Raw genomic sequence first — 19104 nt, forward strand, 5'->3', positions numbered from 1 at the left:
AGCATCTAAAAACGCGGCAAACGCCGCGTTTTTTTATTCCTCTCCCCAGCGCTTGACCAAACCACTGTCCAAATCAAATAAATCCAATACCCGGCCAACGGTTGTGTTGACTAAATCATCAATAGTCTGGGGATTATTATAAAAAGCAGGAACGGGCGGATAAATAATGGCGCCCATCTGCGTGGCAAGGGTCATATTTTGCAGGTGGCCAAGATGAAGCGGCGCTTCACGGGGCATGAGAACCAGCCGCCTTCTTTCTTTCAAAACCACATCTGCGGCCCGGGTGAGCAGGGTGCTGGTAATGCCGTGCGAAATTTCGCCCAGTGTTTTCATCGAGCAGGGCGCGATAATCATTCCCATCGTTTTAAAAGAGCCGCTGGCAATGCTTGCTGCAATATTGCTATTGGCATGGTGCACATCGGCCATGCCTTTTAGCTGCTGCAGCGTGATTGCGCTTGTTTCATAGTGATGGGTCAGTTGAGCGGCTTTGCTGATAATCAGATGAGTTTCAACGTATAGCGTTGAGAGCGTTTCCAGTAAACGGATACCGTAAATAATACCTGATGAGCCGCTGATCCCGATAATTAAACGTGGTTTTGTCATGATTTCCTATAATGGCTCTGTTTTATTGCTTACACGGATTAATTCACCATTATAAATAGAGTCCGGCGGGTTTAAAATGATTTTTTCACCAGCTTGTAATCCGCTATTCACTTCGTCAAAGGGTTCATTGCCTGTAATAAATGCGTTATACTTCGCCATTTGAGCGATGGAAACCGTTATGAGCACTCGTAAAATCCTGGTAACCAGTGCCTTGCCTTATGCAAATGGCCATTTACATCTTGGCCATCTGGTCGAGCATATTCAAACTGATGTCTGGGTTCGTACACAAAAAATGCTGGGCCATCAATGCATCAGTGTCTGCGGTGATGATGCTCATGGCACTCCGATCATGCTGAAAGCCGAGAAAGCAGGTATTACGCCTGAGCAGCTAACCACTGAAATCCGTCAAAGTCATGAACAGGATTTTAAAGCGTTTGCGATTAACTACGACAGTTACTACACAACCCATTCTGCTGAAAACCAACAGCTGGCCAATCAAATATACCAAAAGCTGCAAGAGAACGGCGACATTGTAAAAAAATCGATCAAACAATTCTACGATCCTGCCAAAGCCATGTTTTTGCCGGATCGCTATGTCAAGGGAACTTGTCCAAAATGTAAAACGCCGGATCAATATGGCGATAACTGTGAAGCTTGCGGTGCAACCTATTCCCCAACTGAACTGCTTGATGCCGTCTCGGCAATTTCCGGCGCCAGACCAGTGGAAAAAGAATCCGAGCACTATTTCTTTGATTTGCCGCGCTATGAAAAATTATTGAAAGAATGGACAACAAGCGGCCATCTGCAACCTGAAGTAGCTAACAAACTTGATGAATGGTTTGCTGCTGGCCTGAAACAGTGGGATATTTCCCGTGATGCGCCATATTTTGGCTTCCTGATTCCGGGTACGGCTGATAAATATTTCTATGTATGGCTTGATGCGCCTATCGGCTATATGGCCAGCTTCAAAAAATATTGCGATAGTAATGGTGTGTCCTTTGATGAGTTCTGGAGTAAGGATTCAACTGCTGAGCTTTATCATTTTGTCGGTAAAGATATTGTGTATTTTCACGCCCTGTTCTGGCCCGCAATGCTTGCCGGTAGCGGCCATCGTTTGCCGACAGCCGTTTTTGCCCACGGCTTTTTAACGGTTAACGGACAAAAAATGTCCAAGTCGCGCGGTACATTTATTGAGGCGCGAACTTACCTGCGCCATTTGCATCCTGAATACCTGCGTTATTATTTTGCTGCCAAACTCAATGGCCGGGTTGATGATCTGGATTTGAATTTTGATGATTTCATTAATCGGGTAAATGCCGATTTGGTTGGTAAAGTGGTAAATATCGCCAGCCGTTGTGCCGGGTTTATTAACAAGCGCTTTGATAATCAACTTTCTGACACCTTGTCTGAGCCGGAACTATATAAGGCATTAGTTGCTGAGCGTGAGGCGATCATTGACGCTTATGTCCAACGCGATTATGCGCGCGCAATCCGTCAGATTATGGAGTGTGCTGACCGGGTTAACCAATACATTGATAATAATAAACCCTGGGTACTGGTTAAAGATCCGGAGCAATTAGCTCAGGTACAAGCAGTGTGCACCATGGCGCTTAACCTGTTTCGAGTGCTAATGACTTACCTGAAGCCGGTATTACCGATGATGGCCGAACAGGTTGAACAATTCCTCAATTGTGCGCCTTTAACCTGGGATGGGATTGACAAGCCCTTGCTGACGCACAAAATTGCCGCCTTTACCCCGTTAATTGTACGCGTAGAACGCGAGAAAATTGATGCCATACTTGCCGATACCAAAGCTGAAACAGCGGTTGCCGGCACCGAAAAAGCAACGTCTGCCGAGCAATCTTATGTCTCAATTGATGAGTTTGCCAAAATCGATTTACGGATTGCCCGGATCGCGGCCGCTGAACCGGTGGAAGGCGCTGACAAATTATTGCGCCTGCAGCTTGATTTGGGCGATAGCCAGAAACAGGTTTTTGCCGGTATTAAATCAGCTTACCAGCCGCAGGAACTGATCGGCCGTTTAACGGTTATGGTTGCCAATCTGGCGCCGCGCACCATGCGTTTTGGTATTTCCGAGGGAATGGTTTTGGCAGCGGGCGACGGGAAGGGAATTTTTCTGTTACAACCGGATAGCGGTGCATTACCAGGCATGAAGGTAAAATGACAATTCCTGCTAAAGAAATCGATGCTTTACTGCCGCAAACCCAATGCGGCGAATGTGGTTTTCGCGGTTGTATGCCCTATGCCGAAGCGTTAGTGCAGGGCAGTGCTGCGATTAATCAATGCCCGCCCGGCGGCGCGGCAACGGTTAAGGCTTTGGCTGCACGATTGGATATTGATCCGGCGCCTTATTTTGAACAGGCGATTGCCAATACCCGGCAACCCGCATTAGCGGTTATTCGGGAAGCAGAATGTGTTGGCTGCACCAAATGTATTCAGGCGTGTCCCGTGGACGCCATTATCGGTAGTGCAAAATTAATGCATGCAATCATTACCACTGAATGTACAGGCTGTGGTTTATGCGTTGAGCCTTGTCCGGTAGATTGTATTGAAATGCATCCGGTTGTTGAATCAACCTATGATAAAGAGCAAGCCCGTGCTCATCATCAGGCACGCCAGATCAGACATTTACGTGAGCAGCATGAACAACAGCAGGCATATCGTGAAAAGCGTAAACTGGTTAATAAGGATACGCAGGATATTCAGGCGAAACAGGACTATATTCAACAGGCAATGGCTCGTCTGAAGGCTAAAAAGAATAATGAATAAAGCAAAGCGGCGCGAGATATTCAAGCGGTTTCAGGCCGCGAATCCCCATCCGACAACAGAGCTTGATTACTCCACGCCCTTTGAATTGCTGATTGCGGTTATGCTGTCTGCGCAGGCAACGGATGTCAGCGTGAACAAAGCGACTCAGCGGTTATTTCCGGTTGCCAATACACCAAAAGCGATATTAGAGCTGGGTGTGGAAAAACTGAAAGAATATATTAAAACGATCGGGTTATATAACAGCAAAGCAAGTAATGTGATTAAAACCTGCCAGCTACTGATCGAAAAACACAACAGTCAGGTACCGTTAACGCGAGAGGAACTGGAGGCGCTGCCTGGAGTGGGCCGTAAAACAGCCAATGTCGTTTTAAATACCGCATTTGATCAGCTAACCATGGCGGTTGATACCCATATTTTCCGAGTTGCAAATCGAACAGGCATCGCGCCTGGCAAAACACCCTTAGCGGTTGAAAAAGCATTGCTCGCCAACATTGAACCGGAATTTCTCAAGGATGCCCATCACTGGCTGATTCTGCATGGCCGCTATATCTGTGTTGCACGCAAACCGCGCTGCGCAGAATGCCTGATTAACGATCTCTGCGAATACCCGGAAAAAACAATCTAAAAAGCGTAGATTGGGCTGTAAAGCCCAACACTTCTTCATATAAAACCATGATTACACAGCGTGCATCAAATCCTGCCTTCCCCTTTAAAAAAGTTGCGATGATGGCGTAATTACGGGGGTTTTTGATGGCGGCTTTTGCGTTGACCGTTGTGCTGCGCCTGCCGCCGTTACTACTAACGGTGTCGCTGTAACCGTACTGAGCCTTATGTCAACCTGTTGTTTTTTATCAATTTTCTTGCTTTTTGCCAACCTTTGAGCCATATCCTGCAACGAGGATCTGGGAGCAGGTTTGTCTTCTGTCGACGTTACCGGTTGCGCGGCGCTTGCTTTGAGTAACTCACTGACTTCCTGACTAGTATGCCTGACCGGGTTTTCGACTGGCTGTGATGGTGTTTCCTGACTTTCGCCCATGGCAATCGTGCTGCTTTCTGTTTCTACGGCGGGCGCGCGAGTGGTATGGGTTATCTCCAAGACACGCCTGATATCGCCTAAAATGCGCATCATTTCCGGGTTAGCGAAAAATTTCAGCGCCGTTTTCGCAACATTACTATGGATATGAGCAAAAGAAGCTGTAATGAAGGCGCCAAATCTGGTTGGCAGCGACAGAACAAGTCTGACTTTAGGCGTCTCACGCATCTCCTCAATGCTCTTGATCAATTCGATAGTAGAAACACGCAAACGCCCTAAATATTGGCTCAGAACCGGATCGAGCCTGAACTGCAGTTCACTTTGGAAGATATCCGGCACAACTTTTACTGCGGTAGGCGCTATCCATTCCTGGACGAAAGGCGTTTGCCGGAGTGTCTTGAATTTAGCTACGGTCTGTACTGCAAATGCTTTGACCTTATCCCAGGGAAAATGAGACGGCGGCTGATTCATAATAAAAGGCATGGCTTTTTGAATGACAAATACGGTAAGGTCAAACGCAAACGCCAGAGACGATTGATAATAGGCGACAGGATCCGGTATCCAGCGTTTTACCGTATTCGCGTTCGGCACTGTCATATGTGCGACTAAATTCAGCATAACCAGCATAACAATTTGCTCAACTAAAAATTCCAGCATCATATTAGGGTCAGAATCGATGGCATAGGTTATCAAGAGTGAAGCCAGAGCCTCAGTTATAGCCAGACAAAAGACATATTCAAAATTCTGCTGTAAATAATCCATGCGCGCTGTAGCATCATGTACTGGAATTCTCGAACTGAGTGCATAACGACTAGAGGTTATATGCGATAATACCTTTGCAGACAGAGGCGCTTTAAAACTTAATCCCCACAAAGACAATTTGGTACCCACTACAACCGCAAGTTCCCTTGACCCAGTCCGGATTCCTATTTCATTATTGTTTATTTCTTTGGGAAGATTCAGAGAGCTCCTGGCAGTGGCTCCAACGGCGAAAAGCCGGACTGTTCCCCGTGACCCTTTTGTTATCCAATAATACAATTCTACAAGTGTAAGCACGCCCAGAGCGCCCTTTACAAAAGGATTGGTATTATTATCCTGTTCATCATCCTGGGATTGGGCCACCTTCTCGAGAGTATCATTTACAAAAGAGATTAGGAGCGGCAGTGCGAAATCTTCCCGCAAGATTTTGACTACGGTTCCGGCCAGTTCCCGTGTCGGCTGATGAGCGTAAACAGACATCGCTGTTGCAGGAACTGCTGCGGCCAGCGATTTGCCGGCTGATAACATATTCAAGATGAAACCAGGGCTGCTTTCTTCTTCAACTGCGGGAGTGGTTTTATTGCCAGTTGTCTTGTTTCCATTTTTGGAATTGCCTCCTTGAGCGGTATTATTAGTTTTGGAACCAATAAACCAACTCTTTAATCTACTCCCTATTCCCATCATGCTCTCCTGGCTGTAGTCTGGATTTTATTGTATGAGTTAAATAAAATTACTGCAATTTCAATTTGTGTGCATTAAATCAGTATAGGTTGGGCTCTAAAGCCCAATACTCCTTCTTTCTACATGACTAAACCCTGCATACGCTGCGCAACACAAGCCAAATTTCTTTCTGATTGTAACCCAAACCTATCAATGGTATATTGCCAGCGGCGATAAACTTTGCAGCAGGAAAGCAAAAAAACGGACAGCATGGCATTTTATGAGATATTTTACTCCGCTAATTAAATTGCGAACTTACTTGCCGCTTACCATCATGTTAGTAAGCTGCCTGATTGTATTGATCAATGTTTCGTTTAAAATTATCGCGCTGCAAAATCTGTTATTTACCGCCAATAGCTTAATTTCGCCGCTAATCACCGGGTGTTACCTGCTAATATTATCTTTTTGTAATGAGCAGGAACAGCAACAGGCGTTAAACCAGTCGCTTCTGGCTTTATATCTGTTTTCCATCGGTATTTATCTGTTAGTGGACTTGCCGGGCGCTGACAGCGGCCTTGACAATATTGTTTATCAGATTGTATTTGAAGCAATCCCGCGCAAGTTTTTTTCTGCAACGGCTGCGTTTATAACCTGTTTTTATATTCCTTATTTTCTTAGCAGATATTATTATAAAGCGCTTTTGTCACATCCCAAAAAGCGGATGTTGCTGGCTCTGGCCGGCGGGCTCAGTTTCTTCACTATTGATTTTCTCTTGCTGTTTGCCGATCCGCAGGCTGAGCAGTTTAGCCATATGCTGGTTGATTCCGTATTGGTGACTCTCGCTTTGCATCTGGTTGTCGGCATCCTGTACCTGTTATCGCTGCTGATGCAAGCGCCGCATGTTGAATATCAACCCTCCCGGAATCAGCCGCCGTTGTTTTATTCATTGACGATTTTAGCGGTTATCAGTCTGCTGATTTGCCTTTCGTGCGAATACCGGTTAATTGAATTTGGCAATGGCTGGCTGATGACATCCAGCGCTTTATTATTTCCCATTGTGATTATGATCAGCAGTGTCGTCAGTGAAATTTATGATATTAAAGCCAATTGTATATTGATTGCTGCTTTAATAATTGCTGAACTGGTGTTTGAATTTTTATTGATGGCGATTATTTTGCTGCCTTCGCCGGATTTTTTTGATTTAAACCCGTTTTATTCGCTGGTCATGCCAAGAAGGGTTTTGGCCTCAACGGCGGCCATCATTATAACGCTGGTTGCAAATACAGTGATATTACGCAATCTGAAAGCGAGCAGTTATGGCGCCAGCCGGGCATTTCGAGTAATCATCGCCAATATGGTAGCCAATTCGCTGCTCTGCCTGGTAAATTACAGCCTGCTGTTTGCCGGTTTTTATCCCTATGAGCAAATTATGGGGCTGGTATTAAATAGCTGGGTATACAAGCTGATCACCAGCATAATTTGCCTACCCATAGTTCTATCGCTCTGCGACCGCTATGTTGAGTCAAAGCTCCCTGACTTGCATAAACGAGCGTAGGTTGGGCTGTAAAGCCCAACATTCGATCCCTGATTAAGCACTGTTGTTGGGCTTTACAGCCCAACGTACATTAATAATTCAAATTTGGACCAGGCTATGGGCTTTGAAGCCCAACTCAAAACCTACATTTTTTCCTTCTTAACCGGCCGTTTCCAACCGGTAACCGTCTTTTGCCGGCTGTCGGTCAACGTGAGCTCCCCGGCGGGAACATCCTTTCGAATAGTACTGCCCGCACCAATCGTCGCATGTGCGCCTACCCTGACTGGAGCAATAAGCTGAGTATCCGAGCCAACAAACACGCCATCCTCAATAATAGTCTGATGTTTATTAGCGCCATCATAATTACAGGTGATAGTTCCTGCGCCAATATTAACCTGATTACCTATCGTGGCATCGCCAATATAACTTAAATGGCTGGCTTTGCTGTGCTCGCCAAATACCGCATTCTTAGCCTCGACAAAATTGCCGATTTTGCAATTACTGCCAAGCCGGGTGCCCGGTCTGATACGAGCAAATGGGCCTACCTCGCAATTGTCGCCTATAGTACAATTTTCAAGGACGCTATTGGCGAATATCTCACAACCAGCGCCGATAGCGACATTGTTTAAATAACAATTAGGGCCAATCTGGCTATTGTTGCCTAAAATAACCTTGCCTTCCAGAACGCAGTTGATATCAATATACACATCCTGACCGCAAATCACTTCACCCCGCAAATCGAAACGGGCGGCATCGGCAAGAGTAACGCCATCCATTAGCAGCCGCTCGGCCTGCTTTTGTTGCCAGATCCGCTCAAGCTGCTGGAGTTGCTGGCGATTATTCACGCCCTGGATTTCCATATTCTCTTCAATGCAAAGCGAGGCTATAGACTGATTTTCAGCAACAGCCATCGCAATAATTTCAGTGAGATAATATTCTCCCTGGGCGTTACTGTTACCGAGCGCGGGCAGCCAACGGCGCAGATCACTGGCTTGCGCACAGCAGATTCCGCTGTAGATTTCCTTGATTTGCCGCTGTTTGGCAGTCGCGTCTTTTTCTTCGATAATTGCGTGGATAGTGCCTTCAATATCGCGGATTATCCGGCCAAGACCAGTTGGATCAGCCATTTTGGCAACCAGGAGCGCCAGGCGTTTGCCGTCTTCCAGCGCTACTAATTGCTGCAAGGTATCCGCCTGAATCAGCGGCACATCACCCGACAGAATCAGCACCTGGGCGTCATCAGGAATATGCGGCAATGCCTGCAAAACCGCATGCCCGGTACCCAGTTGTTTTTCCTGTAAAACCCAGTTAACCGGTAAATCTGCCAATTCGCGCTTGATTAATTCGCCGCCATGACCATAAATTATATGGATTCCGGTGGGATTTAATTGTTGAGCAGATTCAACCACTCGGGATAACATTGGCTTGCCGGCAATACGGTGCAGTACTTTGGGTACTTGAGAAAACATGCGCTTGCCCATGCCAGCGGCAAGAATAACAATATGTAGTGGCATAGTTGTGTCGTTTCCTTATTTAATTGGAGCCTTTTAATAACGGGCAGTAATTCAGCTAGGCAGTCTGCCATAATCTTGCCAAGATGAAAATTACTGTTATCATAAAAAAGTTCACGCAAAGGGAGTAGCGTAATGTCAATCTATTTGGAAATATGCAAAAAATATCTGTTGTCAGGCTTGATGGAGATAAAAAAAAAACAAGCAAAAGAAAACGAAAGCCCCATCAATAAATTTTTCAGGGATGCAGAAGTTGCCGAAACGAAGACGAATTGGGTCGATAAGTTATATGGAAAAATTGAAAAATTTCAAGATGGTTATACTGATTTACAGAATTTATTTGATTTACAGCAATTAATCAATCGATATGTCAAAAAAATAAACAAAATAAATAAGCAATCGAAATCAGGCATAGGAACTGTTAAACCGGGCCTGGAACACTTAATAAAATTTGTACAGGATTTGTATAATAAGTTTGAAGAGGTAGAAGATAGAGCAAAAGAAATTATAGAGGTTTCAGCATCAGACCAAAAAAATGGAATAATTCAAAAGTATAATGGCGGTAAAGATGAGTATGATATTTGCCTTAAGACACCTGATTGCGCTATTGAAAAGCAAAAAATTTATTTTGAGCTGAAGAGCGGGGTATTATGTTACACTGTTATAACTCCGGAAGGTGAAACAGTTGAAGATGAGCTCGACAGGATTAATCCAAATTTTAAATTTCTTAATGAAACCAGGCAGCTTGAGCCAATTTTGCCTAAGATACTGGGCATGATAGCGGAAAAAGACCATATTCATAAGCAAAAGGCAGAATTCAGATTGCTGGATATGGACAACAACGATGAACCCTATAATCAGTATTGCTTTCATATGGCGGATTATTTTTGTATAAATCATTTGTACTCTAGTAAAGAAAATGTCGGGTCAATAATCGCTAAATATCTGTGGCCTGAAAAAACGACGGATTTATCAGTTGAAAAAGAAGATCAGGTTATTTTGTCGCTATATGGCTGTCTCAAGGACTTACAGACACGAGGTAAAGAATATGACACGCTCCGTAATCGCAGAATATGGGTTGGCGAGGCAATGGATGAATTAAAAAAAGGTAATGCTGCCTTGTGCAAAGGGCGAAAGTATGGTTTTAAAGGTGAGGTCGGGGTGGCATTCGGAACCACTGTTCAAGCGAATATCCCTACTTTCATTGGACCCAAACAAGGTTATTTATTGAAATGTATTAAGAACGCAGAGGTTGCTATCGGCGTGGCAGATAAGCCCGCTGCGTCTCAAACTAAAATAAAAACACATGCTAAACCTGCACAAACTGCTGTATCTGTATTTTTTTAACTAAGAGTAAATGTATTATCAAACCAAAACCCACGTTCCGCGCTTTATGCGCGGAATCCCGCTTTAACCAAGCTCTCCAGCAAGGCTAATTTCCATAAGCTTCTTGACTTCATCCACTGCAAGCTGCTTACTGAACAAATAAAGCAGTTTGCAGTGCGCCGCTTCCAGCGTCATGTCATGGCCGCTGATTAAGCCGGCCTGTTTCAGAGAATGCCCGGTCGCGTATTCGCCCATTTTGACATGCCCTTGCTGACATTGCGTGCAATTGACAATAACTATTCCCCGCTCGGAACCTTCGCGCAGTAATTGTAAAAAGCGCGGATCATTATTCGGCGCATTGCCTGATCCATAGGTTTCCAACACCAGGCCTTGCAACGGCTGCCGTAACAAATAAGCCAGGATATCAGTAGCAAAACCGGGAAACAGGCGCAGATTGGCAATATAATGCGGGCTTATCATCTGCAGATTAAACGGTTTTTCCGGCGGCGGTAAAAGAAGTTCTTTAAAAACGTCTATGGTAATTCCAATAGATGCCAACGGCTGGTAATTTGGTGTATCAAAGGCATTTAACAATTGGGAACTGACTTTTTGCGCCCGATTGCCGCGCATTAACTTTTGATTGAAATAAATACAGACTTCATTTATTGGTTGATGGGCGCAGAGCCATAGGGAGGTCATGACATTGTCCAGCGCATCATTACGCACTTCGGATAACGGAATTTGTGAGCCGGTAATAATGACCGGTTTAGCCAGATTTTCCAGCATAAACGATAATGCCGATGCGGTATACGCCATGGTATCGGTACCATGAAATATGATAAAGCCGTCATAATGAGAATATTCATTGGCAATATCGCTTGCCATCCGGTTCCAGTCCGTCATGGTCATATTGGATGAGTCAAGCAGAGGATCGTATTCCTTGATTACATAATCCGGCATTTCAGCATGTTTCAAAGCAGGAATATTGGCTAATGCCTGTTGGACATAGCCTTTGGCCGGCTCATAGCCATGATCGGTTTTGATACTGCTGATAGTACCGCCAGTGTTGATGATTAGAATACGCTTTTTGTTCATAACTCATATCTTATACTAGATTGTAGCCGATTCCAGCTAACCTGATGACAATAGTATAACCATATTTTAATGATATCGCTTATGTTATTATTGACCCATATAAATAAATGTAGCCTTGATGCAGCGCAGCGTAATCAAGGTTTTTCTGCCCGTGTTATACGATTTTATTTGCCAATAGCTTACAATTTATGGAAAAATCAGCAAATTAGCGATTAGTGTAAGCAGTGATGATATGGTGATTGATCGAGCCGGTTATCGGCTGAATGTAGGGATCATCCTGGTTAACGAATCCGGTCATGTTTTTTGGGGCAGACGTAATGGCCACGATGCCTGGCAATTCCCTCAAGGCGGCCTTGCGGCCGGCGAAACCGCTCTGCAGGCTATGTACCGTGAGTTGCGTGAAGAGGTAGGACTGGAAAAGGATGATGTAGAAATTATCGGCGTTACAAGGCGGTGGTTGAAATATCGCTTGCCGAAGCAGTATTTGCGTCATGGCAGTGAACCGTTAGTGATTGGCCAGAAACAGAAATGGTATTTATTAAGGCTGATTTCCAGCGAGCAAAAACTCAGGCTGGATTTAAGCGACTCGCCAGAATTTGACAGCTGGCGCTGGATAGATTATCACGAGCCGCAAGAGCAAGTGATATTTTTTAAAAGGCAAGTTTATGCACAGGCTATGAAAGAGCTTGAGCCGCTATTGAAGAAAAAACGGACGCCTTACGGACTGCGTCGCAAACGAGGTAATCAGAATCGATAAATGTTAAAGACTTTAAAACGAATAGTACAGGATGTAACAACTGCAAGTCACTTAAGTGAAGCATTGGCTATTCTTGTTCAGCGCGTGCGGAAAGCCGTCAGCGCTGACGCTGTCTCTGTGTTTTTGATTGATAACAAAAATGCGGAATACGTTCTGATTGCAACCGATGGTCTGAATAAAAAAGCTGAATCCCGGGTACGAGTCGGGCTAGATAGCGGAATTATCGGTCTGGTAGGCCGGCGTGAAGAGCCGATTAATGTCGAGAATGCGCCAAACCATCCTGATTTCCATCAAAATCCTCTGATTGGGGAAGAACATCTAAAAGCATTTCTCGGTGTTCCGATTATCCAGCACCGTAAACTCTATGGCGTTCTCATTGTTCAACAGGCGGAATTACGGCGTTTTGATGATGCTGAAGAAGCATTCCTGATTACCTTGGCCGCCCAGTTGGGCGGCATTATCGCCCAGGCTGAAGCAACCGGCGAGCTGGCGCAGTTAACTCAGCCGCAACCGGCCGGAGACCAAAAAACCAGTCTGCCGCAGACCTCTTTTTCCGGCGTAGGAAGTACGCCAGGCGTTGGGATAGGAACAGCTATTGTTGTTTATCCCCCGGCCGATATCGATGCAGTGCCCCGGCAATTAGTCGATGATATTGAAGCTGAGATCACAATCTTTTTTGATGCACTTCAGGCAGCACGGGAAGACATGCAGCGTCTGAGCCGACGCATGAAAGCAACGGTTGCCGAAGATGAGCATGCATTATTCGATGTATACCTGCGCATCCTTGATAAGGATAGTCTGGGGGCGGAAGTTGAAGACATTATCCGCAAGGAAAGCCTAAGCGCCCAGGCTGCGTTGTCTGCGGTTATAAAAAAGCATGTTCACCAGTTCGAAAGCATGGAAGACGACTACTTGCGCGAACGAGCCAGTGATTTTCGTGATTTGGGCCGCCGTGTTCTGGCAGAGCTGCAGCTTTCCCAACGTCAGGAAATAGCCTATCCCAAACGAACAGTGCTTGTCGGCGATGAGATACCTGCCTCAGCTCTTGCAGAAGTTCCTGAGGGTCAGCTGGTTGGCGTTGTTTCTGCCAAGGGCGCCAATAATTCCCATGTTGCCATTCTGGCTCGTGCGTTGGGTGTTCCCACCGTTATGGGAGTGCGCGGCCTTAAACTTGAAAATCTGTCTGGACGGGCAGTAATCGTGGACGGCTTTTTTGGCCATGTTTATATTTCGCCCACCCGAACGCTACTGGCTGAATTTAAAAAGCTGGCGCAAGAAGAGTTTGAATTAAACCAGAGTCTCGTAAGCCTGCGCGACAAGCCTGCAGAAACCAGCGACAACTATCGAGTGTCGCTGCAAGTCAATACGGGTCTGGAAATGGATGCCGGTTTGTCGATGAGCGTCGGCGCCGAGGGTGTCGGACTTTATCGTTCGGAAGTGCCTTTTATGAGCCGGGATCGTTTTCCATCCGAAGATGAACAACATATTATTTACCGCCAGATTTTAAAAGCGTTTGCTCCCCGTTATGTCACTATGAGGACCCTGGATGTCGGCGGAGACAAAGTGTTGCCTTATTTTCCCATTGAAGAGGAAAATCCTTATCTCGGCTGGCGTGGAATTCGCGTAACACTCGATCATCCCGATGTATTCCTGATGCAAGTACGGGCTATGATGCGTGCCAGCGAGGAAATTAATAACCTGCGTATTATGCTGCCGATGATAACCACCCTGGGTGAGGCGGACGAAGCATTATTGCTGATTAATCAGGCCTATAAAGAATTGCTGGAAGAGGGCTGTAAAATTGAAAAGCCCAAAGTCGGGGTCATGATCGAAGTGCCGGCCGCCGTTTATCTGGCCCGCGAACTGGCAAGGCGAGTAGATTTTCTGTCGGTTGGCAGTAATGATCTGACGCAATATTTGCTTGCAGTCGATCGCAATAATGCCCGGGTTGCCAATTTGTATGACGCCTTCCACCCGGCTATGCTCCGTACTTTGATTAAAGTAGTCGATGGCGGGCATTCCGCCGGTGTTGAAGTCAGTATTTGCGGTGAAATGGCAAGCGATCCGTTGGCGGTTATTTTGTTGCTGGCAATGGGATTTGATACCCTCAGCATGAATTCAGCCGCTCTGCCGCGGGTGAAATGGGTTATCCGTAATTTTTCACTGGCCAAAGCACGCAAGATTTTGGCTGATGTATTGGAAATGGAACATCCTGATGCCATCAGATTGTATCTGCAACGGGCACTGGAAGATGAGGGCCTGGGCGGACTGGTCAGGGCTGGAAAGCAGTGATTTCATCGTCAATTGTTTTATGTATTATTGCTTATGGATTAACCGGTGTTGTTGCCGGGTTGATGTCTGGATTACTGGGATTGGGCGGCGGGCTTGTAGTCGTGCCGGCGCTGGCAACGGTTTTTAAATATTCCCATGTTGTTCCGGAAGCGCTGGCCATGCAGGCGGCTTCAGGCACTTCGCTGGCTATTATGGTACTAACCTCAAAGGCTTCGATTAGTGCACATTACAAATTAGGGAATATTTTATGGCATGTGTATCGCCGCCTGGCTCCAGGTATCGTTATCGGCACAATAGCGGGCGCGTTACTGGCTGATAGTATTTCAACTGGTTGGCTGAAATGGATTTTTGCGGTCTTTCTTTTAGCCGTAGCATTTAAAATGGCATTTACCGATACCGTTAAACTTACGCATGAATTTCCACGGCAATGGATTAACAATCTGATGGCGATGGTTATTGGCTCAGTTTCGGGATTACTTGGGGTTGGCGGCGGAACGTTGGTTATTCCCTACCTGTCCTATTGCGGTGTTACGATGCATGAAATTGCTGCTGTGTCTGCGCTGTGTACACTGACTGTCGCGGTAATCGGCAGCCTGATGTTTGCAATTACCGGCGCCAACGAAGCCGGGTTGCCGGCTTATGCAACCGGTTATATTTATTGGCCTGCGGTAATTGCTGTTGCAATTCCGAGTGTTCTGACGGCGCCTGTTGGCGTCAGGCTGACATACAGGCTGCCAGTAAAGCAGCTGACTTATGGTTTCATCGTGATATTGGTTATTACTGCAATTAATTTGTTATTTATATAAAGGCTGACTTATGCTGACATTCCCTGTTATTGAACCGGTCGCTTTTACTTTGGGACCGCTTAAAGTTCACTGGTACGGATTAATGTATTTATTTGGCTTTGTTGCCGCCTGGGGGCTTGCCCAATGGCGTGCGCGTCACTATAAGCTGAATTGGAATTCAAACCAGATTGGCGATTTGATTTTTTATGCCGCGCTTGGCGTGATTCTTGGTGGACGTATCGGCTATATGCTGTTTTATAATTTCCCTCGCCTGGCTCACGATCCGCTGTCGTTGTTCAGATTATGGGAAGGGGGAATGTCTTTCCATGGCGGTTTGCTTGGAGTTATTGTTGCCCTGATTATTTTTGCCCGCAAAGAGAAACGTTCGTTCTGGGAAATATCCGATTTTGTCGCGCCGTTAGTACCGTTAGGGCTGGCTGCCGGCCGGATTGGTAATTTTATTAATGGCGAGTTATGGGGCCGGGTAACGGATGTTCCCTGGGCTATGATTTTTCCAAATTCTGATGGCCAACCGCGTCATCCTTCCCAACTTTATGAGTTTGGGTTGGAAGGGGTAGTGTTATTTATTGTGGTTTGGTGGTATGCTGCCAAGCCCCGGCCTGCTGGCTGTGTGTCCGCAATTTTTCTGATAGTTTACTCATTATGCCGGATTGTGGTGGAATTTTTCCGTGAGCCTGATCTGCAAATTGGTTATCTCGCGTTTAACTGGCTGACCATGGGGCAGCTGTTGTCGCTGCCAATGCTGGCTGGCGGTTTATGGTTATGGTGGAAAAAACGATGAAAACGTATTTAGCGTTGTTACAGCATATTCTGGATAACGGTTTTAAGAAGGCCGATCGCACAGGAACTGGTACACTCTCTGTATTTGGCTACCAGATGCGGTTTAATCTGGCTGACGGTTTCCCGTTAGTCACTACGAAAAAATTACATACTCGCAGTATCGTGCATGAGTTATTATGGTTTTTAAACGGCGATACCAATATTGGCTATCTGAATGATAATAAAGTAACCATTTGGGATGAATGGGCCGATGAGAATGGCAATTTGGGACCAGTTTATGGTAAGCAATGGCGAGCCTGGGCTGCCGCTGATGGCCGGATTATTGATCAATTCACTGATGTGATTGAGCAGATAAAGACTAATCCGGATTCAAGACGGCTAATTGTTAGCGCGTGGAACGTCGGCGAGCTTGATAAAATGGCATTAATGCCTTGTCATGCCCTGTTTCAGTTTTATGTCGCAGGCGGCAAATTATCGTGTCAGTTATACCAGCGCTCAGCGGATGTCTTTTTGGGTGTGCCGTTTAATATTGCTTCTTATGCGTTACTGACGCATATGGTTGCCCAGCAGTGCAATCTTGAGGTCGGTGAGTTTGTCTGGTCTGGCGGTGATTGCCATCTCTATCTGAATCATTTGGAACAAGCACGTACTCAGTTAGAACGTGAGCCTATGCCGTTGCCTGAGCTGTTGATTAAGCGCAAACCGACATCGTTGTTTGATTACCAGTTTGACGATTTTGAATTTCTTAATTACCAGTCGCATCCAACGATTAAGGCGCCGATAGCCGTGTAGTGAAGGAAATTGTACAATCGTTCGGGTTGAGGAAGTGCGAAGCACTGTCTCGAAGCCGTGGCATTATGCTTCGCACGCTATAGCAAGGCTTCCTCAGTCCGGACGAGTTGCGATTATCACAACCGATTACGCAACCTTTCAATCTCTGCAAGCAATTCAAGCACCAATCCCGCGCCGGCAAGATTAATACCCAGATCTTTATTTAAACGCAAGACTGTACGAATGCGACAGACAGCATCACTGTCAAAAAGCAGTTCATTCTGTTCATTCATTTTAGCAGAAACAATACCCTCATCAACAATGGCAATAATTGTTTCTTCGCTGACGCCAAACGAATCAGTAATCTCATGCAATGATAATTGAAACCATTGCTCGGTAATATATTCTTTATTTGCCATGACCGACTCCCAATTTTTCACGCGGATTGAAGGTTACAGTCTTAGCCATCTGCTCGTACAAGTGGTTTAACTGCTCATTGCTTTCCGGGGGGATAACAATTTGTAAGGTGATAATCTGATCGCCGGCAGGCGAGCCGGGCAGACCTCGTCCTTTCAGGCGCATTTGTTTGCCGGCCTGTGACAGCGGTGGAATTTTGAGATTAACTTTACCGCCCAGTGTTGGTGCCTGGATAGTTGTACCCAGTGCCGCTTCCCATGGCGTAACAGGTACTTGCAGCAGAATGTCTTTATTGTTCAGGTTAAACAAAGCGTGCGGTAAAATGTTGACCTGGATGTAAAGGTCGCCTGCTTTACCGCCGCCTTTTTCGCCTTGGCCCTTTAAGCGAAATTGCTGTTTATCGGCAATACCTTTGGGAATTTTGACTTTGATTGTCCGTTGCCGGTATTCGACATAACCTTCGGGGTTAACGACAGGCTCCTGCAGTTGTAACGTTTTTTCTGCGCCGTGAAAACTATCCTCCAGGGTGATATCGAGGCTGGCATGGACATCTTGTCCCTGATCAAAATTTTCGTAAAAATGAGACTGTCTTTGTTGTCGTTTCTGCCCGAATATACTATTGATAAATTCTTCAAAATCAGCGGAGGATTGGCCTGAGCCTTGTTGATAATGATATTGCTGTTGGCCTTGCCCCGGGCGTTGCTGACCTTGTTGTTGCCAGTATTGGCCGAATTGATCGTACTTGGCTCTTTTTTCAGGATCTCTCAGAACCTCATACGCTTCACCCAATTCTTTAAATTTATTTTCAGCATCAGCTTCTTTGCTGACATCAGGGTGGTACTTGCGGGCAAGTTTGCGGTAAGTGCGCTTGATGTCATCCTGGCTGGCATTACGCTCAAGCCCCATGATTTTATAATAATCTTTATATTCCATAATTACCGTCTACTAATTCTGATTTATTAAATACTAGCCTAATTAACAGGCGTGCTCAATCTTGCTGGGGGGCTTGTTTGCTAATTAAGCAATTTATTAAATACAACGCAAGTGATAAGTGAGTAGCGTGCTGAAGAATCTAGTTATCTCCTCTATGAGCCTCGATTGCTACAGCTATGAGTGGCAAAAGGTATAGTAAAGGTACAAATTGCATAAACTAAATCGATTGCAAAATAATATTCGCCTGAATCATGTTTTTTAACCAAGTCTTGATACCATTGATGTAACTCCGAATCAGGAAAATGTCCCTTTCCAGCATCCATCAGCATGTCTGCCATTAAAAAGCCATAATTATCATCTATAAATTTCGTTTCAAATAACCGCCATGTTTCACAGTGATAATGTGCGTTAAATATACTTTGAGACAATAACCCAGGAATTTTTCTACCCATCTGCCCATCAGAATACTTTTGCCATTGTTGTTGGGTATCCGAGAAATGATGCACTAATTGACGAGTAAGATTTTTAAAGTGACTGTTGTATAATGCTGAATCAAAGTCATGATGAGAAAGAATAAAAATGGAATGGCTCTTAAGCAACTTACTAAAATTATTGATAAAAGTAAGCTTATCATCAATACATTCTAAAACATTATGACATATGATTTTATCAAATTTTAAATGTTCTAATTCCTGAGGTGTGGATACCAGTTTTGGGATAACTAATTGTTGATCAATTAAATTCTTAAAACGGTTGTTAACCTTTTCAATCATTTTTGGCTCTGCATCAACCGCATAAATAACGTTTGGTTTCTGGTTTTTTTTAAGCAAAATATCAATAAAATCGCCATCACCACAGCCGTAATCTAATATAGATTTATCTTCATAATTCCCAAGTAAATCAATTAACTTTTGTTTATGGTAGATGACTTTTTTCATAAATCCTCTTATTTAACAATTTATTTAATTAGGCCTTACTGAGAAGATCCCGATGGCTGATTAATAATAATTTGACAAATAAATTTTGACAATTGAGTC

Annotated in this window: 18 protein-coding genes; 10 read left to right on the forward strand and 8 right to left on the reverse strand. The window is 45.1% G+C overall.

Going from position 1 to position 19104, the window contains the following annotated elements; translation table 11 throughout:
* Window positions 1-33: 33 nt before the first annotated feature.
* Window positions 34-606, reverse strand: a complete 573-nt coding sequence (locus ACFORL_RS04665; protein WP_382341649.1) for a UbiX family flavin prenyltransferase — start codon at window positions 604-606, stop codon at window positions 34-36.
* A 3-nt stretch (window positions 607-609) separates the two neighbouring features.
* Window positions 610-789 (reverse strand): hypothetical protein, encoded by a 180-nt coding sequence (locus ACFORL_RS04670; protein ID WP_382341573.1) that lies wholly within the window; start codon window positions 787-789, stop codon window positions 610-612.
* Here ACFORL_RS04670 and metG point away from each other — a divergent pair.
* The 3 genes from metG to nth are packed head-to-tail and all read left to right on the forward strand — an operon-like array spanning window position 782 to window position 4018.
* A complete protein-coding gene (metG, locus tag ACFORL_RS04675) occupies window positions 782-2788 on the forward strand; it encodes a methionine--tRNA ligase (RefSeq protein WP_382341575.1) in 2007 nt (668 codons plus the stop codon). The genes ACFORL_RS04670 and metG overlap by 8 nt on opposite strands.
* Window positions 2785-3393 (forward strand): RnfABCDGE type electron transport complex subunit B, encoded by a 609-nt coding sequence (locus ACFORL_RS04680; RefSeq protein ID WP_382341577.1) that lies wholly within the window; start codon window positions 2785-2787, stop codon window positions 3391-3393. The genes metG and ACFORL_RS04680 overlap by 4 nt, the downstream gene beginning before the upstream one ends.
* The gene (nth, locus tag ACFORL_RS04685; protein ID WP_382341579.1) at window positions 3386-4018 is read left to right on the forward strand and encodes an endonuclease III; all 633 of its coding nucleotides are present in this window, start codon (window positions 3386-3388) and stop codon (window positions 4016-4018) included. The genes ACFORL_RS04680 and nth overlap by 8 nt, the downstream gene beginning before the upstream one ends.
* An 84-nt stretch (window positions 4019-4102) precedes the next feature.
* Here nth and ACFORL_RS04690 read toward each other — a convergent pair whose 3' ends face one another.
* Window positions 4103-5869, reverse strand: a complete 1767-nt coding sequence (locus tag ACFORL_RS04690) for a hypothetical protein (protein WP_382341581.1) — start codon at window positions 5867-5869, stop codon at window positions 4103-4105.
* 256 nt (window positions 5870-6125) lie between these two features.
* Here ACFORL_RS04690 and ACFORL_RS04695 point away from each other — a divergent pair, with 256 nt between their 5' ends.
* Window positions 6126-7400: a VUT family protein gene (locus ACFORL_RS04695; RefSeq protein WP_382341582.1), complete on the forward strand. Its 1275-nt coding sequence runs from the start codon at window positions 6126-6128 to the stop codon at window positions 7398-7400.
* A 122-nt stretch (window positions 7401-7522) separates the two neighbouring features.
* Here ACFORL_RS04695 and glmU read toward each other — a convergent pair whose 3' ends face one another.
* Window positions 7523-8893 carry a bifunctional UDP-N-acetylglucosamine diphosphorylase/glucosamine-1-phosphate N-acetyltransferase GlmU gene (gene glmU, locus ACFORL_RS04700; RefSeq protein WP_382341585.1) on the reverse strand — a complete coding sequence of 457 codons (1371 nt, stop codon included), beginning with the start codon at window positions 8891-8893 and terminating at the stop codon, window positions 7523-7525.
* Between the two features lie 132 nt (window positions 8894-9025).
* Between glmU and ACFORL_RS04705 the strand changes: the two genes are divergently transcribed.
* Window positions 9026-10237: a hypothetical protein gene (locus ACFORL_RS04705; protein WP_382341587.1), complete on the forward strand. Its 1212-nt coding sequence runs from the start codon at window positions 9026-9028 to the stop codon at window positions 10235-10237.
* A 63-nt stretch (window positions 10238-10300) separates the two neighbouring features.
* Here ACFORL_RS04705 and ansA read toward each other — a convergent pair whose 3' ends face one another.
* Window positions 10301-11311, reverse strand: a complete 1011-nt coding sequence (ansA, locus tag ACFORL_RS04710; RefSeq protein ID WP_382341589.1) for an asparaginase — start codon at window positions 11309-11311, stop codon at window positions 10301-10303.
* Between the two features lie 232 nt (window positions 11312-11543).
* Between ansA and ACFORL_RS04715 the strand changes: the two genes are divergently transcribed.
* The 5 genes from ACFORL_RS04715 to thyA are packed head-to-tail and all read left to right on the forward strand — an operon-like array spanning window position 11544 to window position 16738.
* Entirely contained in the window at window positions 11544-12068 is a 525-nt protein-coding gene (locus ACFORL_RS04715) for an RNA pyrophosphohydrolase (protein WP_449280258.1), read from the forward strand.
* Entirely contained in the window at window positions 12069-14360 is a 2292-nt protein-coding gene (ptsP, locus tag ACFORL_RS04720) for a phosphoenolpyruvate--protein phosphotransferase (RefSeq protein WP_382341590.1), read from the forward strand.
* On the forward strand, window positions 14357-15166 hold the full coding sequence (locus ACFORL_RS04725) for a sulfite exporter TauE/SafE family protein (RefSeq protein WP_382341593.1): 810 nt from the start codon (window positions 14357-14359) through the stop codon (window positions 15164-15166). Before ptsP ends, ACFORL_RS04725 begins: the two co-directional genes overlap by 4 nt.
* Window positions 15167-15176: 10 nt before the next feature.
* Entirely contained in the window at window positions 15177-15947 is a 771-nt protein-coding gene (lgt, locus tag ACFORL_RS04730; protein WP_382341594.1) for a prolipoprotein diacylglyceryl transferase, read from the forward strand.
* Window positions 15944-16738 (forward strand): thymidylate synthase, encoded by a 795-nt coding sequence (gene thyA, locus ACFORL_RS04735; protein WP_382341597.1) that lies wholly within the window; start codon window positions 15944-15946, stop codon window positions 16736-16738. The genes lgt and thyA overlap by 4 nt, the downstream gene beginning before the upstream one ends.
* Window positions 16739-16854: 116 nt before the next feature.
* On the opposite strand, the gene ACFORL_RS04740 is transcribed toward thyA, so the two are convergent.
* From ACFORL_RS04740 to ACFORL_RS04750, 3 genes are all read right to left on the reverse strand, one after another.
* Window positions 16855-17136, reverse strand: coding sequence for a chaperone modulator CbpM (locus ACFORL_RS04740; protein WP_382341599.1), 282 nt, complete (start codon window positions 17134-17136; stop codon window positions 16855-16857).
* A complete protein-coding gene (locus ACFORL_RS04745) occupies window positions 17126-18067 on the reverse strand; it encodes a DnaJ C-terminal domain-containing protein (protein ID WP_382341600.1) in 942 nt (313 codons plus the stop codon). Before ACFORL_RS04745 ends, ACFORL_RS04740 begins: the two co-directional genes overlap by 11 nt.
* A gap of 152 nt (window positions 18068-18219) precedes the next feature.
* Window positions 18220-19005 (reverse strand): methyltransferase domain-containing protein, encoded by a 786-nt coding sequence (locus ACFORL_RS04750; RefSeq protein WP_382341602.1) that lies wholly within the window; start codon window positions 19003-19005, stop codon window positions 18220-18222.
* Window positions 19006-19104: the final 99 nt, after the last annotated feature.

The sequence above is a fragment of the Legionella dresdenensis genome (genome assembly GCF_042649825.1).
GTDB lineage: Bacteria > Pseudomonadota > Gammaproteobacteria > Legionellales > Legionellaceae > Legionella_C > Legionella_C dresdenensis.